Source organism: Lipingzhangella halophila, from assembly GCF_014203805.1.
Classification (GTDB): domain Bacteria; phylum Actinomycetota; class Actinomycetes; order Streptosporangiales; family Streptosporangiaceae; genus Lipingzhangella; species Lipingzhangella halophila.
This window is the reverse complement of record NZ_JACHJT010000001.1, coordinates 4479367-4501828: the sequence shown is the minus strand read 5'-3', so window position 1 is coordinate 4501828 and position 22462 is coordinate 4479367. Positions and strand designations below refer to the sequence as shown.

18 protein-coding genes are annotated in these 22462 nt (G+C 71.0%); 8 read left to right on the top strand and 10 right to left on the bottom strand.

Annotation, left to right across the window (positions count from 1 at the left end; genetic code table 11):
* Nucleotides 1–70: 70 nt before the first annotated feature.
* Nucleotides 71–820, bottom strand: coding sequence for a GntR family transcriptional regulator (locus F4561_RS33765; RefSeq protein ID WP_184581012.1), 750 nt, complete (start codon nucleotides 818–820; stop codon nucleotides 71–73).
* Between the two features lie 115 nt (nucleotides 821–935).
* On the opposite strand from F4561_RS33765, the gene F4561_RS20630 reads away from it, so the two are divergent.
* The 4 genes from F4561_RS20630 to F4561_RS33760 all read left to right on the top strand — a co-directional run bounded on the left by F4561_RS20630 (nucleotide 936) and on the right by F4561_RS33760 (nucleotide 4865).
* The gene (locus F4561_RS20630) at nucleotides 936–1298 is read left to right on the top strand and encodes an ATP-binding protein (RefSeq protein WP_184581011.1); all 363 of its coding nucleotides are present in this window, start codon (nucleotides 936–938) and stop codon (nucleotides 1296–1298) included.
* 189 nt (nucleotides 1299–1487) lie between these two features.
* Nucleotides 1488–1877 (top strand): hypothetical protein, encoded by a 390-nt coding sequence (locus tag F4561_RS20625; protein ID WP_184581010.1) that lies wholly within the window; start codon nucleotides 1488–1490, stop codon nucleotides 1875–1877.
* On the top strand, nucleotides 1874–2302 hold the full coding sequence (locus F4561_RS20620) for a hypothetical protein (protein ID WP_184581009.1): 429 nt from the start codon (nucleotides 1874–1876) through the stop codon (nucleotides 2300–2302). Before F4561_RS20625 ends, F4561_RS20620 begins: the two co-directional genes overlap by 4 nt.
* Nucleotides 2303–2660: 358 nt before the next feature.
* The gene (locus F4561_RS33760) at nucleotides 2661–4865 is read left to right on the top strand and encodes an ATP-binding protein (protein WP_184581008.1); all 2205 of its coding nucleotides are present in this window, start codon (nucleotides 2661–2663) and stop codon (nucleotides 4863–4865) included.
* Between the two features lie 432 nt (nucleotides 4866–5297).
* Here F4561_RS33760 and F4561_RS20610 read toward each other — a convergent pair whose 3' ends face one another.
* The 4 genes from F4561_RS20610 to F4561_RS20595 form a co-directional block, all read right to left on the bottom strand.
* Complete coding sequence (locus F4561_RS20610; RefSeq protein ID WP_184581007.1) at nucleotides 5298–6539, bottom strand: glycosyltransferase family 28 protein; 1242 nt, start codon at nucleotides 6537–6539, stop codon at nucleotides 5298–5300.
* 409 nt (nucleotides 6540–6948) lie between these two features.
* Nucleotides 6949–10152, bottom strand: a complete 3204-nt coding sequence (locus tag F4561_RS20605; RefSeq protein ID WP_184581006.1) for an AfsR/SARP family transcriptional regulator — start codon at nucleotides 10150–10152, stop codon at nucleotides 6949–6951.
* Nucleotides 10153–10660: 508 nt separating this feature from the next.
* Nucleotides 10661–11782, bottom strand: a complete 1122-nt coding sequence (locus F4561_RS20600; RefSeq protein WP_184581005.1) for an acyl-CoA dehydrogenase family protein — start codon at nucleotides 11780–11782, stop codon at nucleotides 10661–10663.
* Nucleotides 11779–12972, bottom strand: coding sequence for an acyl-CoA dehydrogenase family protein (locus tag F4561_RS20595; protein ID WP_184581004.1), 1194 nt, complete (start codon nucleotides 12970–12972; stop codon nucleotides 11779–11781). Before F4561_RS20595 ends, F4561_RS20600 begins: the two co-directional genes overlap by 4 nt.
* Before the next feature lie 476 nt (nucleotides 12973–13448).
* On the opposite strand from F4561_RS20595, the gene F4561_RS20590 reads away from it, so the two are divergent.
* Both F4561_RS20590 and F4561_RS20585 read left to right on the top strand, forming a co-directional pair.
* A complete protein-coding gene (locus F4561_RS20590) occupies nucleotides 13449–14072 on the top strand; it encodes a TetR-type transcription factor C-terminal domain-containing protein (RefSeq protein ID WP_184581003.1) in 624 nt (207 codons plus the stop codon).
* A gap of 163 nt (nucleotides 14073–14235) precedes the next feature.
* A complete protein-coding gene (locus F4561_RS20585) occupies nucleotides 14236–14952 on the top strand; it encodes a sulfotransferase family protein (protein ID WP_184581002.1) in 717 nt (238 codons plus the stop codon).
* Nucleotides 14953–15072: 120 nt separating this feature from the next.
* On the opposite strand, the gene F4561_RS20580 is transcribed toward F4561_RS20585, so the two are convergent.
* Together F4561_RS20580 and F4561_RS20575 are read right to left on the bottom strand one after the other, a co-directional pair.
* Nucleotides 15073–15558: a hypothetical protein gene (locus tag F4561_RS20580; protein WP_246437246.1), complete on the bottom strand. Its 486-nt coding sequence runs from the start codon at nucleotides 15556–15558 to the stop codon at nucleotides 15073–15075.
* The gene (locus F4561_RS20575) at nucleotides 15555–16856 is read right to left on the bottom strand and encodes a molybdopterin-dependent oxidoreductase (RefSeq protein ID WP_184581001.1); all 1302 of its coding nucleotides are present in this window, start codon (nucleotides 16854–16856) and stop codon (nucleotides 15555–15557) included. The genes F4561_RS20580 and F4561_RS20575 overlap by 4 nt, the downstream gene beginning before the upstream one ends.
* A gap of 202 nt (nucleotides 16857–17058) precedes the next feature.
* Between F4561_RS20575 and F4561_RS20570 the strand changes: the two genes are divergently transcribed.
* A complete protein-coding gene (locus tag F4561_RS20570; protein ID WP_184581000.1) occupies nucleotides 17059–18471 on the top strand; it encodes a hypothetical protein in 1413 nt (470 codons plus the stop codon).
* A 1074-nt stretch (nucleotides 18472–19545) separates the two neighbouring features.
* On the opposite strand, the gene F4561_RS20565 is transcribed toward F4561_RS20570, so the two are convergent.
* From F4561_RS20565 to F4561_RS20555, 3 genes are read right to left on the bottom strand one after another with little or no spacing between them, the layout of a single operon-like run.
* A complete protein-coding gene (locus F4561_RS20565; RefSeq protein ID WP_312885398.1) occupies nucleotides 19546–20220 on the bottom strand; it encodes a methyltransferase domain-containing protein in 675 nt (224 codons plus the stop codon).
* Nucleotides 20217–20861, bottom strand: coding sequence for a TIGR04282 family arsenosugar biosynthesis glycosyltransferase (locus tag F4561_RS20560; protein WP_184580999.1), 645 nt, complete (start codon nucleotides 20859–20861; stop codon nucleotides 20217–20219). The genes F4561_RS20565 and F4561_RS20560 overlap by 4 nt, the downstream gene beginning before the upstream one ends.
* Nucleotides 20858–21613 carry a glycosyltransferase family 2 protein gene (locus F4561_RS20555; protein WP_312885397.1) on the bottom strand — a complete coding sequence of 252 codons (756 nt, stop codon included), beginning with the start codon at nucleotides 21611–21613 and terminating at the stop codon, nucleotides 20858–20860. Before F4561_RS20555 ends, F4561_RS20560 begins: the two co-directional genes overlap by 4 nt.
* A 123-nt stretch (nucleotides 21614–21736) precedes the next feature.
* On the opposite strand from F4561_RS20555, the gene F4561_RS20550 reads away from it, so the two are divergent.
* On the top strand, nucleotides 21737–22462 hold the full coding sequence (locus F4561_RS20550) for a response regulator transcription factor (RefSeq protein ID WP_184580998.1): 726 nt from the start codon (nucleotides 21737–21739) through the stop codon (nucleotides 22460–22462).

Here is a 22462-nt window from a genome sequence, read left to right as displayed (position 1 = left end):
TCCGCCTCGGGAACGCATTGGGAATTGCGTCACGGCCCCCGCAACCAGCGGGGGCCGTTCTTGTGCGTCCCTAGTCTTGGTTGACCGGGATCATGTAGGCCAGCTCGTAGCGGTCCGGTGGTACGACGATGTCGGCGGTCTCGACTGGCCGGTCCTCGGTGTAGTAGGTCCGCTGGATCACCATGACCACCGTGCCGCGGCCCAGCCGCAACCGGTCCGCTTCCTCGTTGTCCGCGGGGCGTGCCGTCACGATTTCGCCCGCGTGCACGATGCGCTGTCCGATCTGGCGCATGCGCTCGACGACGCCGCGGCCGGCGTGTGGCCCGTCCTCGGGCAGGACGATGGTGGTGCCGCGGGTGATCTCCAGCGGCTCGTAGCTGGTCGACAGCATCACGGGCTCGTCGTCGCCCGTGAACGTGTAGCGGGTGCGCATCACCTCGGCGCCGACCTCGACTGCCAGCCGGTCAGTGATCGCCTCGGGTGCGGGCACGCTCTCGGATGTGGACTCCCAGCCGCCGCGGACCGCCTGGGCGGCCATGTCCGCGCGGAAAGGCGAGCCGCCGCGCGATTCCCGGTACCACGACCGGGTGAGGCGCCGCACGGGCGGCTTTGCCCGCACGTAGGTACCCGAGCCGGTGCGGGCGAGGACGTAGCCCTCGGCAACGAGCTGCTGTACGGCGTCGGCCGCGACCCGCGGACCAACGCCGAACTCGTCGGCGAGCGCCTGGCGCGACGGGAGCCGTTCGCCTGGGCCGTAGTCGCCCGTGATGATGCGCTGCCGCAGCGTGTCGGCTATGCGCTGGTACGTCGGGCGGGCCACGGCGCTCCTTTCGAAGACAAATTCGCACGATCAGCTTGACAAGTCTGTACGTGCTGAATCAAGCTACACGTGCAGATTTTAAATCTGCACGTGCTGATCCTGATGTGAGGCGGGCATGGACGAATCCCTCACCATCCCGGCGATCGCCGCCATGGTGCCAGCCGCGCGCTGCGGTGTGGCTGCGCTGCTGGCCGGATTCGACCGCGTCCACGACGCCGAGCTGATCACGAGTGAACTGGTGACCTCGGCCGTGCGCGCCAGCACGGGTGAGATCACCGTGCACGTGGTCGATGCCGAAGCCGTTCGCATCGACGTGACCGACCAGCGCGGTCGCCACCCGCGCGGCACCGGTGACGCTGAGGTCGACGAGGACGCGCCCGACGGGCTCGGTCTCGTCTCTGCGCTCGCTGACGCCATGGGGTCCACGCGCCGCCGATCAGGTGAGTGCACGACATGGGCCGAACTATGGCCCTCCTGATTCCCGCGTTCCCGCCGGACCTCCCATCCGGCCCGACCCCATGGGGGAGCTATGCGAGACCTGTATCTACTGGCCGCCCTGTTGACGTTGGCGCTCGTCGCTCCGGCGCGGCGCCCTGGGCGCCACGCGCCCGGCGCGGTTCGTCCACCGGTTCCGCCTCTTCCGCGGCGTCCCCGCACGGTTCGCCGAGTGCGGCCCTACCTGCACGCCGAGCCGCCACCACCGCCACCGCCCGACGTTGAGCCGGAGGCCGCGTTGGTGCGGCCGTACGTCCTGGCCGAGGAACGCCGCCGCGACCAGGAGAGCGCCGACGCGATCCGCCTCAGGTTGGCCGCACTGATGGACCTCGCCCAAGCCGAGCCGGTCCCCACACCGGCGCCCGCACCGGCCGGCGACATGGGCGAGCTGGCCGACGCGGTCCGCGCCTACCTCGCCACCACTGGACGCCCGCAATCCTCCGCCACGCGGCACCGCCCCAAGCCCGACCGCCACCTCGTGGCCGTGAACTCCACCTCGCACCCGTGCCCGCCGGCTGGGAAGCCCGCCGAGCGGCGGCCCAGGACGGAGGGGGCACGGTGACCGCGGAGTCCTACACAGTGGATGATCTCGCCGACCTGCATGAGTGGGCGCACGCCATGGACGCCGCGATCGCGGTCGTGGACGAGGACTGGCAGAGCGTCACCTACGAGGCCGGCACCACCGTCGGCGGGGAGCGCGTAAGCCGCCGGTGCCGGCACACGCTGCCCATGGGGACGGCCCTGCGCCGCTGGGAACGGACCTACGTCATCGGCCTGCGCCACACCACCCGGGACGGCGGCCAGTGCCACCACGTCCGCCAGGTCATCGCTCCTTGCCTCAACGGGCCCGAGGAGCGGGCCCGGCGCCTGGCGATCACTATCGTCGGCGCATTGGTCGAGTACGACCGCCGAAAGGTGTGCGGCGCCACCGCCGCGAACCTGCGCACCTACGTCGCCGAACGCGCCGCCGACTGGCGATCCGGGTAGCGGCCTCCCGCATGGCCACCGGGTGACGGTGGCCCGTGGCCATGCGGGACCCCGCAGTGCGTGGTCCGGAAGCGGCAGGTGTCGAACTCCGGACCCCACGTACTCGGCGTGGACCGCGCATAACGGGGATGGGCGATTTCCGGAACCTGTGAGGGCCGATCAATCGCGCGGCGTCCCGACCTGGGACCAGAAATCCTGCTCTGGGCTTAAACGTGCACGTTGATCCGCCGGATAAGGATTTCTGAACTCCCGTTTCACGGGTATGCAGCTCACGGTGTCAAGGGGTGCCATCTGACGTTCCGGATAAACAGGATATTCTGGCGATCTCATCACGATCGGTTCAACAATCGGAGAATTGGTGCAGTCTGCTGGTAACGGATCGGAGGACGAAGCACAGCATTACCGGGAGGGACAGGAACCCCCGAACCCGATCGCCGGGATAACCGGTGATGTTCCCGGGACCGCTGTGCAGGCTGGGGCCATTTACGGCGGTGTGCATTTCCACTCGCATGCGAACGACGAAGGCGCCGTGTGCCAGCTTCCGCTGGCGCCCGCTGGCTTCACCGACCGCGAGGGGGAGCTTGGCCGTCTCGCTCAGGTCCACGCGGAGGTCGGCGACACCCGACAGGTGCGGCTGGTCGTGCTGACCGGCCCCGGTGGGGTGGGCAAGACCGCGTTGGCCACGAGGTTCCTGCGCGAGGCGATGGCAGAGTTCCCCGATGGTCAGCTCTATGCCGACCTGGCGGGTTTCGCACCGGAGGAGGCGGTCGAGCCCGACGAGACGCTTGACGCGTTCCTGCGGGCGCTCGGGGTGGCGCCGGGGGAGATCCCGCGCGGGCTGGCGGCACGTTCGGCCTTGTTTCGCCAGCGCACCAAGGGTCGCCGCATCGCTGTCCTGTTGGACAACGCTCTGTCGGCGGCGCAGGTGCGTGCGCTGTTGCCCGGTGAGGGTGCACACCTGGTCGTGGTGACCTCGCGGTTGCGGCTCACCGGTCTCGTGGCGCACCGCCCGCGGTTCCTCGACATCGGACCGCTGGACGCGGCTGCGGCGGTGCGCCTACTCAACGGTCTGGTGGCGGGGCACCGCGCCACGATCGGCGCGGGCACCTTCCGTGACCTGGCCCGGCTGGGCGGGAACCTTCCGCTGGCGCTGTGCGCGATCGCGGGCCGACTGGTCATGCGGCCCGACCGCTCGGCAGAGCGCATGGTGGCCGAGCTGGACGACGAGCGGCGCCGGTTGGCGGTGCTCAGCCGGCACGAGGAGAGGCCGGTACGGGCGGTCTTCGATGTCTCCTACCTCAGCCTGCCCGAGGAGGCCGCGCGGCTGTACCGGTTGCTAGGGCTGCACCCGGGACCGGACTTCGACGTGCGGGCCGCGGCGGCGCTGGCCGGCATCGACTACCTCGACGCCGAGGAGCACCTGGAGTACCTGGTCGCGGCGAGCCTGCTGGGCGAGCGCGGCGACGGCCGGTTCGCCTTCCACGACCTGCTGCGCATCCACGCGCGCGAACGGGCGCGCGACGACGAGCCCGCCCGGGAACGCGAGGCGGCCCTGGAGCGCCTCTTCGACTACTACCTGCGCACCGCCGTGGCCGCCGACCTCACCCTGAACCCGGGGCGCTGGCACCTCAACCCCATGTTCGAGGACGCCCGCGAGAGCCCCGCGGTATTCGAGGGCCGCACCTCCGCCCTGGACTGGCTGGCCACGGAGCTGCCCACCCTGCGCGCGCTGGTGCTCCTGGCCCGCGACAGCGGCCGCAACCAGGCCGCGTGGCAGTTGTGCGAGGCACTGTGGATGCTGTTCAGCCTGCGGAAGCACTACGGCGCATGGACGGCGACGCACCAGGCGGGATTGGCGGCCGCTGAGGACCTGGACGATCCCGCCGCCCAGGCGCGCATGCTGGTGGCGCTCGCCGGCGCCCACATGAACCTCGGCGAGGTCGACACCGCCACCGAGCTCTACCGCCGCGCCCACGAGTTATGGGTCCGCGCCGGCCACCGCCTGGGCCAAGCCGCCGCGCTGGAGAACCTGGGGGTCGCCGACATCGTCAACCAGGATCCGCGCTCGGCCATCGCCCGGTTCACCGCCGCGCTGCGGATCTTCGAAGAGCAGGGCGAGGCGCGCGGTGTGGCGATCATGGACCGCCGTCTCGGCGAGGCCCACCGCGACGCCGGCGAGTACGACGCCGCGATCGGCTACCTCACCCGGGCCGTCGACTACCTCACGACCACCGGCGACGACTACATGGCCAGCCGCGCCCTGGTGGGCCTGGCGGCGTGCTACCTCCAGGCGGGCCCTCTGGAGGTAGCCGACACCACGCTCGGCCAGGCCCTACGGGTCAGCCAGCGGGCCGGTGCGCGCATGGAGGTCGCCCGGGTGCACCAGATGCTCGGTGAACTGGCCCAGCTCCGCGGCCATCCCCGATCATCGCGCGAACACCTTCAGCGGGCACTGTCCAGCTATACCGAACTCGGCGCCCCCGAAGCCGAAACCGTACGACAGCACCTCGCCGACCTGGAGAGCGACACCGGAGAGGAGCACCCTGGGGAAGAGCTGTCCTGATGGCGCCGACTACGGCGGGGGGCAGAGCTCCCGCCGCGCCCGCCAGTTCCCCCGGTTGTCGCCCCGCCGCCACCCAGGTGTGCAGCAGCGAAAGCACGATCGGGAGCTGAGCGCCATAATCCTGGCCCGGCACGGTCAGCGCGCCGTGGTCCCGGATGGCGATCAGCACGCCGTCGCCGCCGGGCACAGCTACAGCGACGCAGCCCGGCCACGCGTCGAGCAGGTCGGCGGCGGTCGCGCCGGCCGGGCGCCCCTCGCCCGAGTCGAGCGTGACGACGTCGGCGACGCCCAGCCCGCCAGCGCGAACCGTCGCCGCCCGCGCCCATATGTGGTCGTCGGTTACGGAAAAGGTGGTCTGGGCGGCGGGCCCGACGCCCGGTACGGCATCGGGCCCAACCACCGTCAGCGCGCCGCGAAGCGCAACGGCCGGTGTCATCGCGGCTCGCCCTCCAAACGCGGGAGCACCCGGGGAAGTGGCACCGGCTCGGTCCGAGGCGGGGTGTCCGGCTCGGGCAACCGCATCAACTCGTACATGACCTCGCGGAGCCGGGACGCGGCTTCCCCGGGGACGGACGACACGAGGGGGGCGTACCAGTCGCCGCGCTCCGGGACGTGGTTGTCGATCGCGGCGTGGACCTGGGGTTCCAATGCCGAACCGCGGTCCAGAGTGGGCGTGGCCCGGCCCAGGAGCTCGATGGCCGATCCGGGATGGACCTCGTCGTGCGGGAACGTCGCGAGCAGGGTCGGACGACCGAGGGCGGCGGCGTACATCGTCACCGACCCGTGGTCGCCGATTACGGCGTCCGCGGCGACCAGCGCCGCCCGCCACCCCTCCTCCGGAGGAAGCAGGTCGGCTCCTTGCCGTTGCGCCTGGGCCAGCCATGCCCGGACCTGCCGGCGACCGTGCCACAGCCACATGAGCGGGTGCGGGATCGTCACCGTTCGATAGTTCTTCGACGGGAGGGCCTCAGTCAGCGCGGCCGGCAGGGTCAGGTCGCGTCCCAGAAGTGAGTGCGGCCCCCACGTCGACGACACCACCACCAGCGAGCGGTCGTCGTCGACACCCAGGGCGCGCCGGTACTCGGCCCGGTCCGGGAGGCTGGCCAGCAACCGGTCGTAGGTCGGGTCACCGACAACCCGTGTCACCTGCTCCAGCTCGGGGGCGAGATCCGCAAGGGCGTCGCGGTGGCGTTCGTTGGGGGCGCCGAGCGCGGTCGGGATGACTCGGCCGTTGGTGATCAGGCCGCCCGCCACGAGGCCAGTCACGTACCTCGGTGCGCGTGGCCCGTACCCGTCGGCTCGTGCGACCAGCTTTCCCGGGCCGACCCCGTGCTCCAGCGTGAGTATGGGGGCGTGGAGCTGCGCCATCTGGTGGCCCGGGTTGGCGGCGATCGCAAGGTCGAAGCTGTTCGTTATGGCCGCCTGCCACGGGATCACCACCCCGCCCAGCCCGCGGATGTACTCCTCGCCTGACTGGGTGAACGGTGACCCCGGTGCCGCTGTATACAGCACCTGGATACGATTGTCGTGTTCGATCAGCGGCACCACATCCGCCAGTCGCGTGCCGGCGGTCAGATGGTGGACAACGACGAGAACGGTGCGCTCAGGGGTGTGGGTCGCCCTGCTGTGCGCGTTGAGGCCGTACGGGCCTGGAGTCCATGGAATGTCGGACATGGTTCCCTCCTGACGATCTCTTGTGGAGACTCACCAAGGAGGGTGCACCGGTGTGCTTGACAGGTCGCTTGCACACCGATGCCACCAGCCATGCAGTGGCTTGCAGATGGCTGGATGGGTGGCTGTCACCCGAAGAAAGGCGCCAAATAAGGATAAAACTTGCCCATGGCGATGGTGAGGGATACGGCACCCAGCATGACGACAAAGAGGAGGGGCACCCGGGGACTCCTAGCGGCGATTGTTGACAACATGCAGCGGTGGAGCCTCCGTCCTGGCGACGGGGCTCCATGCGAGCTGCGCGATAGGTGCGGCGGTGGGTCCAGACGGCTCTCCGGCCCGACATGGGAGTATAGCGATCTGTGCGAGTTGCGCACAAACGGCCTATCGCCCACCAGGGCGGATACGAGGTCTAACTCTCAGTGAGTAGGACTTCCCTCAGGTCGTCATCGATGGCGATATCAGCGAGTATGCCAAGAACCACGGCATCTGGGTGACCTGTCTGATCCAGTACGGACCGCCCCTCCAGGAACAGTGTTCGCGCGCGTTGTGGGACACCGTCCTGACTCGCGAGATGGGCCAACCCGGCCAGGGCCCACGCCTCCTCCTCGGCTGCTCCGTCGTATCGGGCGGCCTCCAGGGCGTGGTTGAAGCACTCCGCGGAGCGCCCGGCGTTCTTGAGGTGGCGGTAGGCGGTACCGAGGCCGACCAGGATCTCCGCCCGGTTGACGTGCTCAGCGGTCTCGGTCGCGTACTCCCAGCTTTCGCGGAGGTAGGGCAGCGCGGAAGCGGGATCATCGAGGGCGAGGTAGGTGCGTCCAACGTTGCACAGCGCCTGTACGACCCCGGAGCGGTCGCGCAGCTCTCGCAGTGACTCTAGTGCTGTCAGTTGCAGCTTGAGGGCCTCGTCGTACTCGAAAGCCGTGGCCTTGATCTCCGCCATGTTGCCGATCAGGCAGGCGAGCGTGCGCTTGTCGCCGATCTCGCGCAGCAGGTCTTCGGCCTCGTTGGCGACGGTGATCGCCACTCGGTTCTCTCCCAGGTCGTGGTGCACAGCGGACAGGCTGGTCGCGGCGATGGCCTGGGCCCTGATGTTGCCCTGCTCGCGGTGCATCTCCCGGGCGGCGTCGAGGTGCGCTCGGGCGATCTGGCGCTCACCCAGGTGATCCATGCAGACTCCGAGATTCGCCAACGCTGTGGCCATGGTTGTCCGGTGGCCCTCCTGCTGTGCCAGGTCGAGCGCCTCCTGGAGGTTTCCCCAAGCGTGGCCGAATCCCCCTTGTCTCAGATGGACGAGCCCGATCAGGTCGAGGGTGCGCGCCCTTCCCACGTGGTCGCCCGCCTCGCGCCAGTGGTGCAGGGCCGTCCCTGCGCTGTGGAGGGCGCTGCTGGGCTCGCCGTCGCGGAGCTGCGCCTTGCCGAGGTCGAGGAGTGCCTGGCCAAGGCGTTCGTGGTCGCCCGACCTGGCCGCGATGTCCACCGCCCGTTGGTGGAACTCCACGGCCGTGCCGCCGGGGGTATAGGTGTCCAGCAGCTCCGCCAGCGCGTGCGCCATTCCGGTCTCGTGTCGTTCGAACCCGCCGTCGCGGGTCGCGTGGTTCATGATCGCCAGTAGGGTCGGCAGCTCTCTCTGGAACCAGCGCACGGCGGCGTCCCGGGATCCGATGCCCGGCAGCTCGACCGGGTAGCTGTGCTGGGAGGTGAGACGGTGCCGGTGTGGCAGGTACGCCCGATCGGCGGCCACGCTCACGGCCAGGTAGTACTCCATGGTGCGATGGGTGGCTCCGAACCGCTCAAGGTGGGACAGCTCCTCTTCGGCGCACCCGCGCGCGAACTCCGCCAGCAGCGCGTGCATGCGGTACCCGTGCGGCCACGGCTCTTCCACGAGTGACGTGTCGGCGAGCTCATCGAGTGCCGCGCGCGTGCGGTCCAGCGGCTCGCCTATGACCGCCGCGGCGGCGTGCGCCCCGAACTCGGGTACCGGGTGCAGGCCCAGGCGGACGAACGCCGCCCGCGCGACCGGGCTCAGCGCGCGCAGACTCACCCGGAACGCCGCCTCCAGGCTGGCCCGGCCCGCGTGGAACGCCGAGACCCGGTCACGCGCCTGCTCAAGCTGCCCGATGAGGTCGGAGAGGCTCCACCCTGGGTGCCGGCGCCACCGGTTCGCGAGCAGCCGCAACGCCAACGGCAGACACTCGGCCCGCTGTACCAGTTCCGCATACCGGGGGTGCTCGTCGTCGGGATCCTGGCCCGCCAGAGTGGCGAACATCCGGACCGCCTCATCTGGTGGCGGGGGGTCCAGCCGGTACTCGCGTGCCCCTTCGAGTTCCGGCATTCGGTGCCGGCTGGTGACCAGGACAGTGCAGCCCGGCCCGCCCGGTAGGAGCCAGCGCACCTGGTCCTCGTCGCGGGCGTCGTCCAGGATCAGCAGCGCGCGCAGGCCGGAAGTGGCATCGCGCCACTGCGCCGCGCGGAGTTCCAGGGTCGGGTGCACCTCCTGGCCTGGCACACCGAGCATGGTGAGCAGTTGGTGCAGCGCCTCCATGGGGTCCTTGGGTGGGTGTTCGCGGTTGCCGTGCAGGTCGAGGTGGAGCCGGGCGTCGGGGAAGTCCCCGCGCAGCAGGTGGCCGGTGTGGGTGGCCAGGGCACTCTTGCCGACCCCCGGCATGCCGCTGATGACGTGCACGCCAGTGGTGGTGGGGGTGTTCGCGCGGACGGCGTCAAGGAGGGCCGCGACCTCCTGGGCGCGGGCGGAGAAGTCCGGTACACCGCGTTGTAGGTTGTCGCGCATCGGACGCGCGGGGCTGCCGTCTCCGCGCTGCCGTTCGGACTTCGCAGGCCGACCGGCTTTGGTGTGCCGGTCCGGGGTACGGCCGCCAGTCTGGGGTCCCAGCAACAACTGGAACGTTTCCTGTAGCTGCGGGTCAGGGTCGGTTCCCTGGGCCTCGGCGAGTCGGCTGCGCAGGCTTTGGTACTCGGCCAGAGCCTCCTCTGTGCGGCCGGCCTCGTGTAGTGCGAGCATCAGGTTCCGGGTGAGTGGCCCGTCGAGCGGGTACTGCTCCATGTCCTCGGAGAGCCGGCCGATCAACTCGTCGGGCGACCGGTTCCGCAGGGCGATGCGCCCCCAGTCGGCCAGAACCGAGCGGTGTACCTTCCGCATCGTCTCGCGCATGCTCAGCGCCCACCGGTTGGACAGCCCGGTGAGCGGCTCGCCGCGCCACAGCTCGCGCGCCTCGTCCAGCTTCGCCAGGACGGTGTCGTCATCCCCGGTCGGCTCGAGCCGAAGCGCCTCTTTGTGCAGGCGGTCGAACCGCAGCCAGTCGACGTTCTCGGGATCGATCGCGAGCGAGTAGCTGCCCGATCGCTCTGCCAGCACACTGCGCTTGGCTCCGGCTCCCTGCAGCAGGTTACGTAGCCGCGTGACGTAGGTATGCAACGTGGCGGGTTTGGAGGTGTCCCCGTTGAAGATCCGCGCCAGCATGGATTCCCGGGGAAGCGGCTTTCCGCCGTTTAGGCCGAGCATTACCACCATCAGGGCGAGTGTCCGCCCGCGCCCGAGATCCACCCAGTGACCGCCGATGCGAAGCTCAATGGGGCCCAGGACGCGTAGTTCCATCGCCCCTCCCTCACGGAGGCTCGGTTTTTCCCACGCCGGTAATTCCCGTAAATTCGGATAACCTACTGGCCGAAACCTGCCAACCGGTAAGGCTGCATCGAGGTTGGTTGCCCAGAATCGCGCTGACCTGCGTTTTCCTGAGGGTTCGCGGTTGGTTCGCGCGGTGCTCAGCTACAGGTGTCGCACCATAAGGTAAATTTCCGACATCGGCATTTGCAATTGCAGGCGACGTCGTGCGAATGCATCTGCAGTGCGAATGAGGGGCATTCCCGGGGTTCGTGAAACCGCGGACTGTACCTGGTATTCGTGTGCCGGTTCGGGGCTCTGCCGAGTCGGGTATCCCCGCTCCCGCGGGCACCACTCTTCGCGCGGGCACCGCTCTTTCCGCGTCCGGGTAACCGGCCGCCGGGGTGGCTCGGGGCCGGTGCCCGGTCCGTATGTGGCCGGTCCGCTCACACTCGTCCGCCCGTCCGTACTTGTGAGCGCGAGCGGACCGGGGCCTGGTGGGCTACGCGGTTGATCCCGCGGGCGGCATCGGGAGGTCGACCAGCTCACCGAGCTGCCGCCGCGCCGCCTGCGGGTTCCCGAGCGCGATCTGGTCGGCCTTGGCGCGCTTGAGGTAGAGGTGCGCCGGGTGCTCCCAGGTCATGCCGATCCCGCCGTGCAACTGGACGCACTCCTCGGCGGCCCGCACCGCCGCCTCCGAGCAGTACGACTTGGCCATGAGGGCGGCCACGTGCCGGTCGGAGTCCTCGTCGGCCGCGGTCGCGGCGGCGTAACGCGCCGCTGCGCGGGCCGACTCCGTCGTGACGTACAGGTCGGCGAGCCGGTGCTTGATGGCCTGGAAGCCACCGACCGACCGGCCGAACTGGGTGCGTTCGCGCAGGTAGCTGACCGTCGTGTCCAGGCACCACTGGGCGACGCCGAGCTGTTCCGAGGCGATCAGGGCCGCGCCCAGCTCCAGCGCCCCGCGCACCGCTGTGTCGCCGCCGGCCTCGACCACCCGGGTGCCCGGTGCCGCGTCGAGGTCGACGTCGGCGAGCTGGCGGGTCATGTCCATCGACACGACGGGGGTGACGCTGGCCGCTCCCGCCTCCACCGCGTGCAGCTCAACACCGTCCTGCGCTGCCACCGGGACCAGCAGCACGTCCGCTTCCAGAGCCCCGGCCACGCTGGTGACCCTGCCGTTCAGGGCACCCTGGCCGTCCGCGCGGACCGTTGGCCGCAGGTCGTTCGGGGCCGTTGAGAACGGGACCACGACCGCGGCGGTGCGCTCCCCGCTGGCCACCGTGGCCAGCAGCCGGTCGTCGCCCGCGTGCAGCAGAGCCGCGGAGGCGATAACCGAGCTGGTCAGGAACGGTACCGGGGCGGCGAAGCGGCCCAGCTCCTCCAGCACCACGGCGGCCTCGCGCGCGCTGGCGCCGGCCCCGCCTCGCTCCTCGGGAACCAGGAGCCCTGCCAGCCCGAGGTCCAGCGCCAGCGAGCGCCACAGCTTCGGCTGGATCTCGCGGTCCCCGTCGAAGACCGCGATGACCTTCTCAGGCGAGCAGCGCGCCGTGAGGAGGTCGCTGACGCTCTCGCGGAGCGCGGTCTCGACATCGGTGTAGAGCAGGTTGACGTCGTCGTTCATCTGGGGATGTCCTTCCAGGCGATGTCCTTGTCGGCTCGGGGCTCGGCGGGCAGCTTCAGTACGCGTTCGGCGATGATGTTGCGCAGGATCTCCGAGGTCCCGCCCTCGATCGAGTTGCCTTTGGCGCGCAGGTACCGGTAGCCGGCGTCACGGCCGGTGAAGTCGACGATGTCGGGCCGCGTCATCGTCCAGTCGGCGTAGCGCAGCCCCTCCTCGCCGAGCAGTTGCAGCTCGAAGCCGGTGATCTGCTGGGTGAGCCGGGCGAAGGTGAGCTTCATGCCCGACCCCTCCGGTCCGGGCTCGCCCGCCGCGAGCTTCTGCCGCAGCCGCTTTCCGGAGAGCCGGGCCACCTCGGCCTCCACCCACAGTGACGTCAACTGGTCGTGCGCCTCGGGGCGGCGCAGCTCGGGCCGGGTCCGCCACGCGTTGGCCACGAAGCCGATCATGCTGACCTCGCGCTGCGCCGCGTTGCCGCCGATCGCCACCCGTTCGTTCATCAGGGTGGCGTTGGCGACCTTCCAGCCCTCGCCCTCCTCCCCGAGCCGGTGGGCGTCGGGGATGCGCGCGTCGGACAGGAACACCTCGTTGAACTCGGCCTCGCCGGTGATCTGGCGCAGCGGCCGCACCTCGACACCGGGGTCGGTCATGTCGCAGATGAAGTAGCTCATCCCCGCGTGCTTGGGCACGTCGGGGTCGGTGCGCGCGAGCAGGATCGCCCAGCGGGCCTTGTGCGCGGACGACGTCCACACTTTCTGCCCGTTGACGACCCAGGTGTCGCCGTCGCGGACGGCGCGGGTGCCGACCGCCGCCAGGTCCGACCCGGCCCCCGGCTCGCTGAAGAGCTGGCACCACACCTCCTCGCCCGTCCACAAGGGGCGCAGGAACCGTCGTTTCTGCTCATCGGTGCCGAACGCCAGGATGGTGGGGGCGGCCATCCCGAGCCCGATGCCGATGCGCCGCGGATCGTTGTCGGGGGCCCCGGCCGCGGCCAGCAGCTCGTTGACGTAGGTCTGGTGGGCGCGGGGGAGCCCCAGACCGCCCAGTCCCTCGGGAAAGTGCACCCACGCGAGCCCCGCGTCGAACTGGGCCCTGAGGAACACGAGCTGATCGGTCGTGGCCGGGTCGTGTGTGGTGAGTAGCGCGTCGACCCGTTCCTTCAGGTCGGCGCGCACGGTCTCCTCGGTGGTCATGGTGTCCTCGCTTTCGCTTCGCCCTCGGCGTCGCCGCGGCCTGGCGTGCCCCGGTACGCGCCGCCGTGCCCAGGGGCTGCCGGCGCCGCCCGGGTCCCCGTGCCCGCGAAGGGCCGCCCCGGTCCGGGGAGGTGGGCCCCGAGAACGGGACCTGACCGGGGATGCGGGGAGCGCGGGCCCCTCTTGGGCATGGCACCGGGCCTGGCTGAGCCGAGCCGGCATCGCGCGGCTCCGCCGGGTGGCCGTGCGGGGGTGCCCCGTCCGCGCGCACGACGGCCCACCCGCCGGTCGCCCCGCGGCCGGCGGCCCGCGGACCGGGGGTGAGTCGTCCGTTGGGCGGAGGTGCAGCGGAACCGACGCGACGCCCCACGTGGACCTCCGACCCGGCTGACTAAGCGCTTGATTAGCTGGGTAAGCGCTCGCTTAGCATCCTGCATATCTGGCATCCTCGTCAATACGCCAGCCGAAGGAATCGCATGAGTCAGTCCGCAGAGCACCAGGTAGCAGGCCCGTTTCCCGGCGAGGGTGCGCCGGTCGACGCGAGGACGCGGCTCGTCTTGGCCGCGGTCGAGGCGTTCGCTGCCAAGGGCTTCCACGGCACGACCACCCGGGACATCGCGGCGGCAGCGGGGATGAGCCCGGCCGCGGTGTACGTGCACCACAGGTCCAAGGAAGAGCTGCTCTACCTGATCTCCCGGCACGGACACGAGTCGACCCTGCGGCTCGTGCGTGCGGCCGCCGCGAGCAAGGAAGACCCCGCCGAGCGGCTCGTCGCGGTCGTGCGCGCGTTCGTCGTGCACCATGCCCACGGCCACACCAGCGCGCGCATCGTGAACTACGAGCTGTCCGCGCTCAGCCCCGAGCACCAGCGCGATATCGCCGACCTCCGCCGGAGGATCCACACCGAGATCCACGAACTGGTCCAGGCCGGCGTCGACGCGGGCGTGTTCCACACCTCCAACCCGCGCATGACCACGCTGGCGCTGCTCTCGCTGCAGATCGACCTGGCCCGGTGGTACCGCGAGGAGGGGGAGTGGAGCCCCGAAGATATCGCCGAGCACTACTGCGAGCTGGCGTTGCGGATGGTGGGAGCGCGCTGACCGGACGGGCCCGAGTCCTGCCCGGCGCCGGAAGGGATGGCGTGATTTTTGCCTCGCGCAACGCATTGTTGACGCGGTCTGCACACAATGCGACATTGCTGGCGCATAATGAAGCGTCCCGGCCGCGCGGCGACCAGGGAAGGCCGCCCCAGAAAGGGCTCGAATGGTGCAGGTCATCGGCGCGGGTTTCCCGCGCACGGGCACGAGTTCGCTGAAGGTAGCTCTGGAACAGCTCGGGTTCGGCCCGTGCCATCACATGTTCGAGGTGATGGGCAACCCCGAGCCCCAGAGCGAGCGGTGGATCCCGGTCCTCAGCGCGGCGAACAGAGCGGAGGTGGACTGGGACTTCGCGCTGCAGGGCTACAACGCGAGCGTGGACTGGCCCAGCTCCTTCTTCTGGCGCGAGCTCGCGGCGGCCTACCCCGAGGCGAAGGTGATCCTCACCGTTCGCGACCCGCGACGTTGGTACGCCAGCCTCCGCGACAGCATCCTCCGGTTCATGGAGGTGGACGACTACAACGAAGCCCCCGAGCCCATGAGGTCGATGGGTGAACTGGGCAATCTCATCAATGACACGCTCGCGATCCCCACCTTCGGCGACGTGGAGATCGACGAAGAGCGTGCCGTGGAGGTGTTCGAGCGGCACACCGCTGACGTCCGCGCGAGCCTGCCCGCCGACCGCCTGCTCGTCTTCGAGGTCAGCCAGGGATGGCAGCCGCTCTGCGACTTCCTCGGCGTCGAGGCGCCGGCGGAGCCGTTCCCCCGCCTCAACGACACCGAGACCATGCAGCGGATGTTCCAGAACGCCATGGAAAGCGGCGAGCTGATCACGCCGTTCGACGTCACACGGGACGGGAGCGGGTCCCACGGGGACCACTGAACGCGTCGTCGGCCGCATGCCCCTTCGCTGACCATGGTGGCCGCCGCGCCGCCCGATCACCCGCCCTACCGCACGGTTTCGCCGCCGTGCGCACCCGCCGCCGGCCCCGAACCGCGGCGTTCAGCGCCGGGCGCGGCGGTACCAGCGGGTAGCGGCGAACCACAGCGCTGACGCGGCGGCCAGGGCGGCGGTCACCAGCAGCCAGCGTTCGAGGTAGACGTCCCCGGCGAGGCCGGTGGTGGTCTCGTAGCGGTCGACCTGCCGCAGGATCAGCGGGAACCACACCAACAGCAGCAGTCCGGACAGGAACGCGGGGACACGCACGAAGTTGGTCCAGCTCGCGGCCGGCTGGTCGGCGGAACGGCGCCCGCCGAGCGCCTGCAGGCCGCGGTTGGCGAGCGTGTACGCCGGTAGCAGCACCAGGTCGTGCACGACGGCGGCCCCGCCAAACCACAGCGCGATCTCCAGCGCGCCCTCGCTGAGCAGCCGCGAGCCGGCGTAGAGGGCCAGGGCGAAGGAGACGGCGAGGACCAGGAGCCGCGCCGGCGAGGGGTCGATCAGGGTCCGGAACAGGCCGCGGGGCCGCCGCACGCCGTGGCCGCTCATCGCGCCTCCGTGAACGTGAGCCGGGTGACCCACTTGGTGTTCAGCACACCAGGGGCCGCCGGGACGATGATCCGGGCCGGGTACCCGTGGTCGGCGGACAGTTCGGCCCCGTTGACGTGCGTCGCCAGCAGCGCCCTCGGGTCGCCGACCTGGTTCTCCCGCAGGGCCGCGGTCCGGAAGGACCCGCTGCGCTGAACGGAGTCGACGAGCACATCGGCCGGCCCCGCACCCAGCCCGACCAGCTCGGCCAGGTCCGACAGCCGCACGCCGCCCCACCGCTGGTTGGTCGTGGACCACCCCTCGACACAGGCGATCGGTAGGTCGACCGAGTGCCGGGGCAGGTCAAGAAGCTGGTCGCGGGTCAGCGTGACCTCCTCGCCGCCGCCCCGGACGGTCAGCCGCCAGTCCGGCCCGATGTCGGTTTCGCTGAGGCCGGCCGCCGCGAGGGTCTTGTTGACCTGGAACCCGTTGGGCCCGGTACCCGGGTCCTGGCCGCGCGGCGCGAACAGGGCGGTGCTCCGCAGCGGCCCGCCGACGCTCTGCCCCGCGGTTGTGCCCAGCAGCATCAGCGACCCCGCCGCGACCAGGCCGAGCGCCCCTCGGCGGGACATCGTGGGCGGGTCCGGACGCGGGGAGACCAGCCCGGTCTCGTCCGCGGGCTCCGGCCGGGTCTCGGACACCGGGGTGCGCAGCTCCGCGCGCAGGCCGCGGCGCCGCAGTGTGCGCCACGCGGTGGGGAGCTTGAGCGCCGTATGGGCGAAGAACGCGGCGATGAACACCCACGCCCCGTAGAAGTGCAGCGTGTAGAACGAGCCGGGGAAGACGTAGTTCAGCTGCACGTTGAACACTCCGGTGACGAACTCGAACAGCGCGCCGCCCACCAGCAGCAGGAGCGAGAGCCGCTCCAGGGCGTGTCCCAGCGAGTGCACCGGCGGCCAGGTGAACAGCTTCGGTACCACCGACCAGAGCTTGGCGAGCAGCACCGGGACCAGCGCCACACCCAGGGTCACGTGCACTCCCTGGGTGAGGCGGTAGAGCCAGTACGGCCGCGTTGGCCAGTCGAAGAGGTAGAAGCCCAGCCAGCCCTTGTCCGGCGTCTTGTCGTTCACCTCGGCGAGGCCGGGGTTGTAGGCGGCGTACGACAGCAGGCCCGTTACGAACAGCACGGTGATGCCCACGAGCAGCACCACACCGAGAACCGAGGTCAGCCACGGGCCGCGCAACGGGCTGCGCCAGAACTCCGGGCACGTAGGCCCCGGCGGCGCGCTCCGGGCGGTGCCGCTGTGCGTTGCGTTCATGGCGGTCCTTCGTGTGACGCCCAGCCGATCGTGTGGTGCGGCCTGACCCTACGACGCGCTGACCTGCGCGTGGCGCGGTTGGCCAATGACGAAACGATGACGCCGTTCCCGCGCCCCCGAGGATCTGACGGTTCGATGACGGGTCGATGACAGGGAGCGCCGACGGTCCCGGCCATCCCTGAGCCGGGCGTACCGTAACGGCGTGACCGAAACCGGAACCTCTCAAGAGGCCCCCGCCACAGCACCGAGCGAGGGGCCACGACGCGGCGGGGACGTGTGGACGGCCGTCCTCGCCGCGCTGTTCGTCACCGGGGTCGCCGTCATCGGCTGGATCCTGGAGTACGACGGCGAGGGCATGAACGGCGACCTGCACGTGGACTGGCCGCCGCTGTACGCCGACTGGCTGCCGCACGCGGGCCCGGGCACCCCGGCCGCGGTCGCTGTCGCGGTCGCCGTCGTGGCCTACGGCCCGAGCGTCGCGGCGCGGCTGCCCTGGCGCTGGCTGACCGTCGTGACGTGGCTGACGGCAATGGCCTGGACCTGGTCCCTGGCCCTCATCGACGGGTGGCAACGCGGGGTGGCCAACCGGCTCACCTCGGAGCACGAGTACCTCAACGACATCGACCGGTTCACCGACATCGGCGCCACGCTCGAAACGTTCACCCAGCACATCCTGATGGCCGCGGACAACTCCTGGGAAGCGCACGTCGCCGGGCACCCGCCCGGCGCCGTGCTCACCTTCGTCGCCCTCGACCGCATCGGCCTGGAGGGCGGCGGCTGGGCCGGGACCTGGTGCATCACCGTGGCAAGCACCGCTGCGGTGGCCATCCTCATCGCGGTGCGCGCGCTGGCGGGTGCGGAAACCGCCCGCCGTGCCGCCCCCTTCGTGGTGCTCGCGCCCAACGCGGTCCTGGCGGGCGCCTCAGCCGACGGCTACTTCGCGGCAGTGGCCGCGTGGGGGCTGGCGCTACTGGCCCTGGCCGCCACCCGTACGGTGCGCGCGCCGGCCGCCGCGGCACTCGCCGCCGGCCTGCTGCTGGGGCTACTGGTCTACCTGTCCTACGGCCTGACCCTGATGGCGATCCCGGCCTTGGCGATCCTGGTCTATGCCCGGACCGCGCGCCCCCTGCCCTACGTTCTCGCCGCGGCTCTGGCGGTCGCCGCGGCCTTCACCCTGACCGGGTTCTACTGGTGGGAAGGCTACGACCTGCTGGTCGAGCGCTACTACGAGGGCGTCGCCGAAAACCGCCCGTACAGCTACTGGCTGTGGGGCAATCTCGGCAACGCGGTGCTCATGGCGGGCCTGGCGGCGGTGGCGGGCGTCCGGCGCGCAGTGGTGCGCGGCGTCGCCGGCGTCCGGCTCTGGCTCGCGCGCGCGGACTCGGGAGCGCGCCCGGAAGCGCTCGGCGTGTTCATCATAGCGATGCTGCTCGCCATCGCCGCGGCGGATCTGTCGGGTATGAGCAAGGCGGAGACGGAGCGTATCTGGCTTCCCTTCACCGTCTGGCTGCCGGCCGCCGCCGCGCTGCTGCCCAGGGGCGACCACCGGTACTGGCTGGCCGCGCAGGCGGCACTTGCTCTGGCCCTCAACCACCTGCTGATGACCAGTTGGTGACCAGAAGCGCGTGCCGGGCGGGCCCGGCACGCGCTTCTGGTCACGTGGCGTCGCGCGCACGGCGGCGTGCAGGACGCACCTGCGTTCGCGGTTTCCGACGGGGGTGGCGACGAGGGCGGATGGCCCGGGGTGGCGATAGTCGGTACGGGCGCCCGGTGGTGGCGCGTGCGGCGGGGGCGGCGAAGGCGGCGGGTGGCCGGGGCGGCGGTGATCGTGCTGGCCGCAGGTGATGGGGTCTCCGACGGGAGCAGCGAAGGCGGCGGGTGGGCCAGCCCGCGGTGATCGGTACGGGTGCCCGGTGGTGGCGCGCCCGACGGGAGCGGCGAAGGCGCTGGGGGCCAGGGCTGGTGGTAATCGGTGCGGTGGGCGGATGGTGGCGTGTCCGACGAGAGCAGCGACAACGACACATAGCCCGGGGGCGCTGCCTGGGTGTCGCCCGGCACAGGGCTCGGAACCCGCCCCGTCCGATTTTTGTGCCGATCTGGAGGATTCCGTTCCTTTATCGCGCTACTAAGGAACGGAATCCTCCAGATCGACGCCCAGACCGCCGACAATCCGGACATAGCGGGCACGTGGGGGCTCATGCGGCACCGAAACTGACCGTGCGGACATGGTCAGCGCCGAGAATGTCCCCACAGTCACCCTCGCTACGATCCAGCACCGAGAACGACACCACGGACACCCCCGCTGCGTCCGGACACTGGCCGCTGCTTCGTCGGGTGCGTCACCACCGGGCACCAGAAGCGATCACCGGGGGCCGGCCCATCCACCGCCTTCGCCGCCCCGTCACGGCCGCCACCACCAGGCACCAGCACCGACACACGCCCACCCCAACCATCCAGCATCCTCGCCGCCCCGTCACGGCCGCACCACCGGGCACCAGGAACGATCTATGGGGGCGGGCCCACCCGACCATGGCCGCCGCCTCCACGGAAGTAGCTTCACGCGCGGCTCGGCCCACCCCGTGAACCGAGCCTGCTACCGCACTCGCGCCTCAGAGAGCGCAATTGACGGCGTTCAGAGCCCCGGCGACGTCCGAGGTGTTTCCGCGGCCCGCCACGCGCGGGTCAGGGGTCAGTCAGTAGTGCGGCGCAGCGCGACGAAGCGCCGCTCCTGCGCCGACCACTCCTCGACGGCGGTCCAGCCCGCGGCGCGGCCGTGCCGCTCCACGGCAGGGACTCCCGCCCGTGCCCATGGGAACGCGGCCCCGAGGCACCCGCGGCCGTTGTCGACGCGCACCTGGACCCGCTCGTCGACGTCGGCGGATGCCGCTTCGACCAGTAGCAGTCCGCCCGGCGCGCTGATCTCGGTGACCCGGCGCAACAGCGCTTCGGGGTCGCCACCAATGCCGATGTTGCCGTCGAGCAGCAGTGTCGTCTCCCACCGGCCCTCAGCGGGCAGGCCTTCGAAGACCGAGCGGCACATCGCGGATCCGCCGCTGCGGATCGTGCGCGCCACGGCCGCCGGGTGCACGTCGATGCCGAGCACCCGGTGGCCGAGTGCGGCGAGCGCCGCGACCAACCGCCCCGGGCCGCACCCGATGTCCAGAACGGCCCTCTCGCACCGCCGCAGCACCGCCATATCGGCGGCGTCGGCCCGGGCACACCAGCGCTCCACCTCCAGGGGGAGCATCCAGCCGTCGTGCCGGCGCAGGAACAGCGGTCCCCGCCCGGTGCGTAGCGCGTCGGTGTAGGGGTCGGCCCGCCAGGAAACGGTGCCGTGGCCCAGCGTCGACTCCGCCGTGCTCACCGCACACCCGCTCGGGAAAGCCGGGTGACCTGCGCGGCGAAGCGCCCACCGGGTGCGGCCTCGGCCACGAGGGCGGCGTCGTGCGCCGTGTCGACGTCCCGTAGAGTCGGCAGGTCGCACACCTGGAGACCGGCATCGACGAGTCGCTGGCGCTGCACGGCGCCGGTGTCGGGCGCGGACATGGGTACCCCGCGCAGCAGTTCCGGCGCGGGCTCGGGCAGCCCCAGCGCCCAGAAACCGCCGTCGACGGCCGGGCCGAACCACGCCCGCCCGCCGCTCATCCCTTCCGGTGCCAGCGCGGGCGCCAGCAACTGGGGGGTGACCTGCGGCGTGTCCATGCCAATGAGCAGGGTCGGCCCGGCGCACGCCGCGAACGCCGCCGCGAGCCGCTCGTCCAGGCCGCCGCCGCACTGCGGCAGCACATCGATGCCCGGCGGCATCCAGGAGCCCGGGTTCCCGTCGAGCACCAGCACGCGGCGCCGCGCGGGGCTGGCGCACACCGCGTCCAGGGTGTCGCTGAGCGCCGCCCGGGCCAGTGTGGCGGCCTCCTCCGGCGTGTAGGAGGGAACGAGGCGGGTCTTCGCGCGGCCGGGCACCGGCTCCTTGGCGATGATGAGCAGCGTGACCGGCCCCGGGATCACCGGTCCTCCAGCCGGGATCGCTGTTCCGCGGCCGCGGAACCGTCCTCCGCCGGATGCGATGGGCGCGCCTCGCTCCGGAGCACCTCGCTCATGTCCCGGACGGCCTGGAAGGTGCCGAGCCAGGTGCCGGTCACCTTGGACTTCCCGGTGCGCGGCCGGTACGCGACGTCGCGCTCCTCGATCCGCCACCCGGCGTCGGCCGCGTGCACCACCATCTGCAAGGGGTAGCCGCTGCGCCGGTCGGTGAGGTCGAGGCCGAGGAGCGCCCCGCGCCGCGCGGCGCGCATCGGCCCGAGGTCGCGCAGTGTGACGCCGGTTCGACGGCGCAGCATCCGGGCGAGCGCGATGTTGCCGACCCGGGCGCGCAGCGGCCACGCGCCGCGCCCTTCCGGGCGCCTCCGCCCCAGGACCAGGTCCGCTGTGCCGTCGAGAACGAGCCGAACGAGCGGGGGCAACATGCCGGGGTCGAGAGAGGCGTCGCAGTCGCAGAAGCACACGATGTCGGCGTCGGAGGCGAGTAGCCCGGCGTGGCAGGCGGCGCCGAAGCCGCGCCGCGACTCGTGCACGACCGCGGCGCCGTGCTCGCGGGCGATCTCGGGAGAGCCGTCGGTGGACCCGTTGTCCACGACGATCGCTCGCCAACCGGCCGGGATACGCTCCAGAACCCAGGGCAGGGCGCCGGCCTCATCGAGACAGGGGAGCACCACGTCCACTCGTGTGGCGGTCATGTCGGGTTCGGTCGATTTGGTCACGTGCGCCACGCTACAAAGCGCGCAACGTTTTTCGCTGCTTCCGATCCTTACGAATCGCGGACGTCAGTCGTTCGCGGCTGGTGACAGGGTCATATCCGGCGCGAACAATGTCACGATTGCAGGATGGACACGCCGCAGGGACCACAAACCGGCCGGATCCTCGTGGTTGAGGATGACCCGACGGTCGCCGAGGTTGTCGTGGGGTACCTGGACCGCGCCGGGTACGTTGTCGACCACGCATCCGATGGTCACGCGGCTCTCCAGTACGCCGCACGGCATTGGCCCGAGCTGGTGGTCCTCGACCTCATGCTGCCCGGCATGGACGGGCTGGACGTGTGCCGGACCCTGCGCACGCGCGGTCCGGTGCCGGTGGTCATGCTCACCGCGCGCGGCGACGAGGACGACCGGATCCTGGGCCTGGAGATCGGCGCCGACGACTACGTGACCAAGCCGTTCAGCCCGCGCGAACTGGTGCTGCGAGTGGAGTCCGTGCTGCGCCGCAGCCATAGCGCGGCCACCGGGGAGGACAGTCCGCTGCTGCGGCTCCGCGGGATCACCGTCGACAAGGCGGCGCGCCGCGCCACCAAGGACGGCGCGGAGCTCGCGCTGACCCTGCGCGAGTTCGACCTGTTGGAGTACCTGCTGCGGCATCCCGGCCAGGCGTTCGGGCGCGAGCACCTCATGCGCGAGGTGTGGGGCTGGGAGTTCGGGGACCTGTCGACCGTCACGGTCCACGTGCGCCGGCTGCGTGGCAAGATCGAGGACGACCCCGCGCAGCCCCGCCTCATCACCACCGTGTGGGGCATCGGTTACCGGTTCGACGCGGATGCGGCGTCCATCGAAGGATGA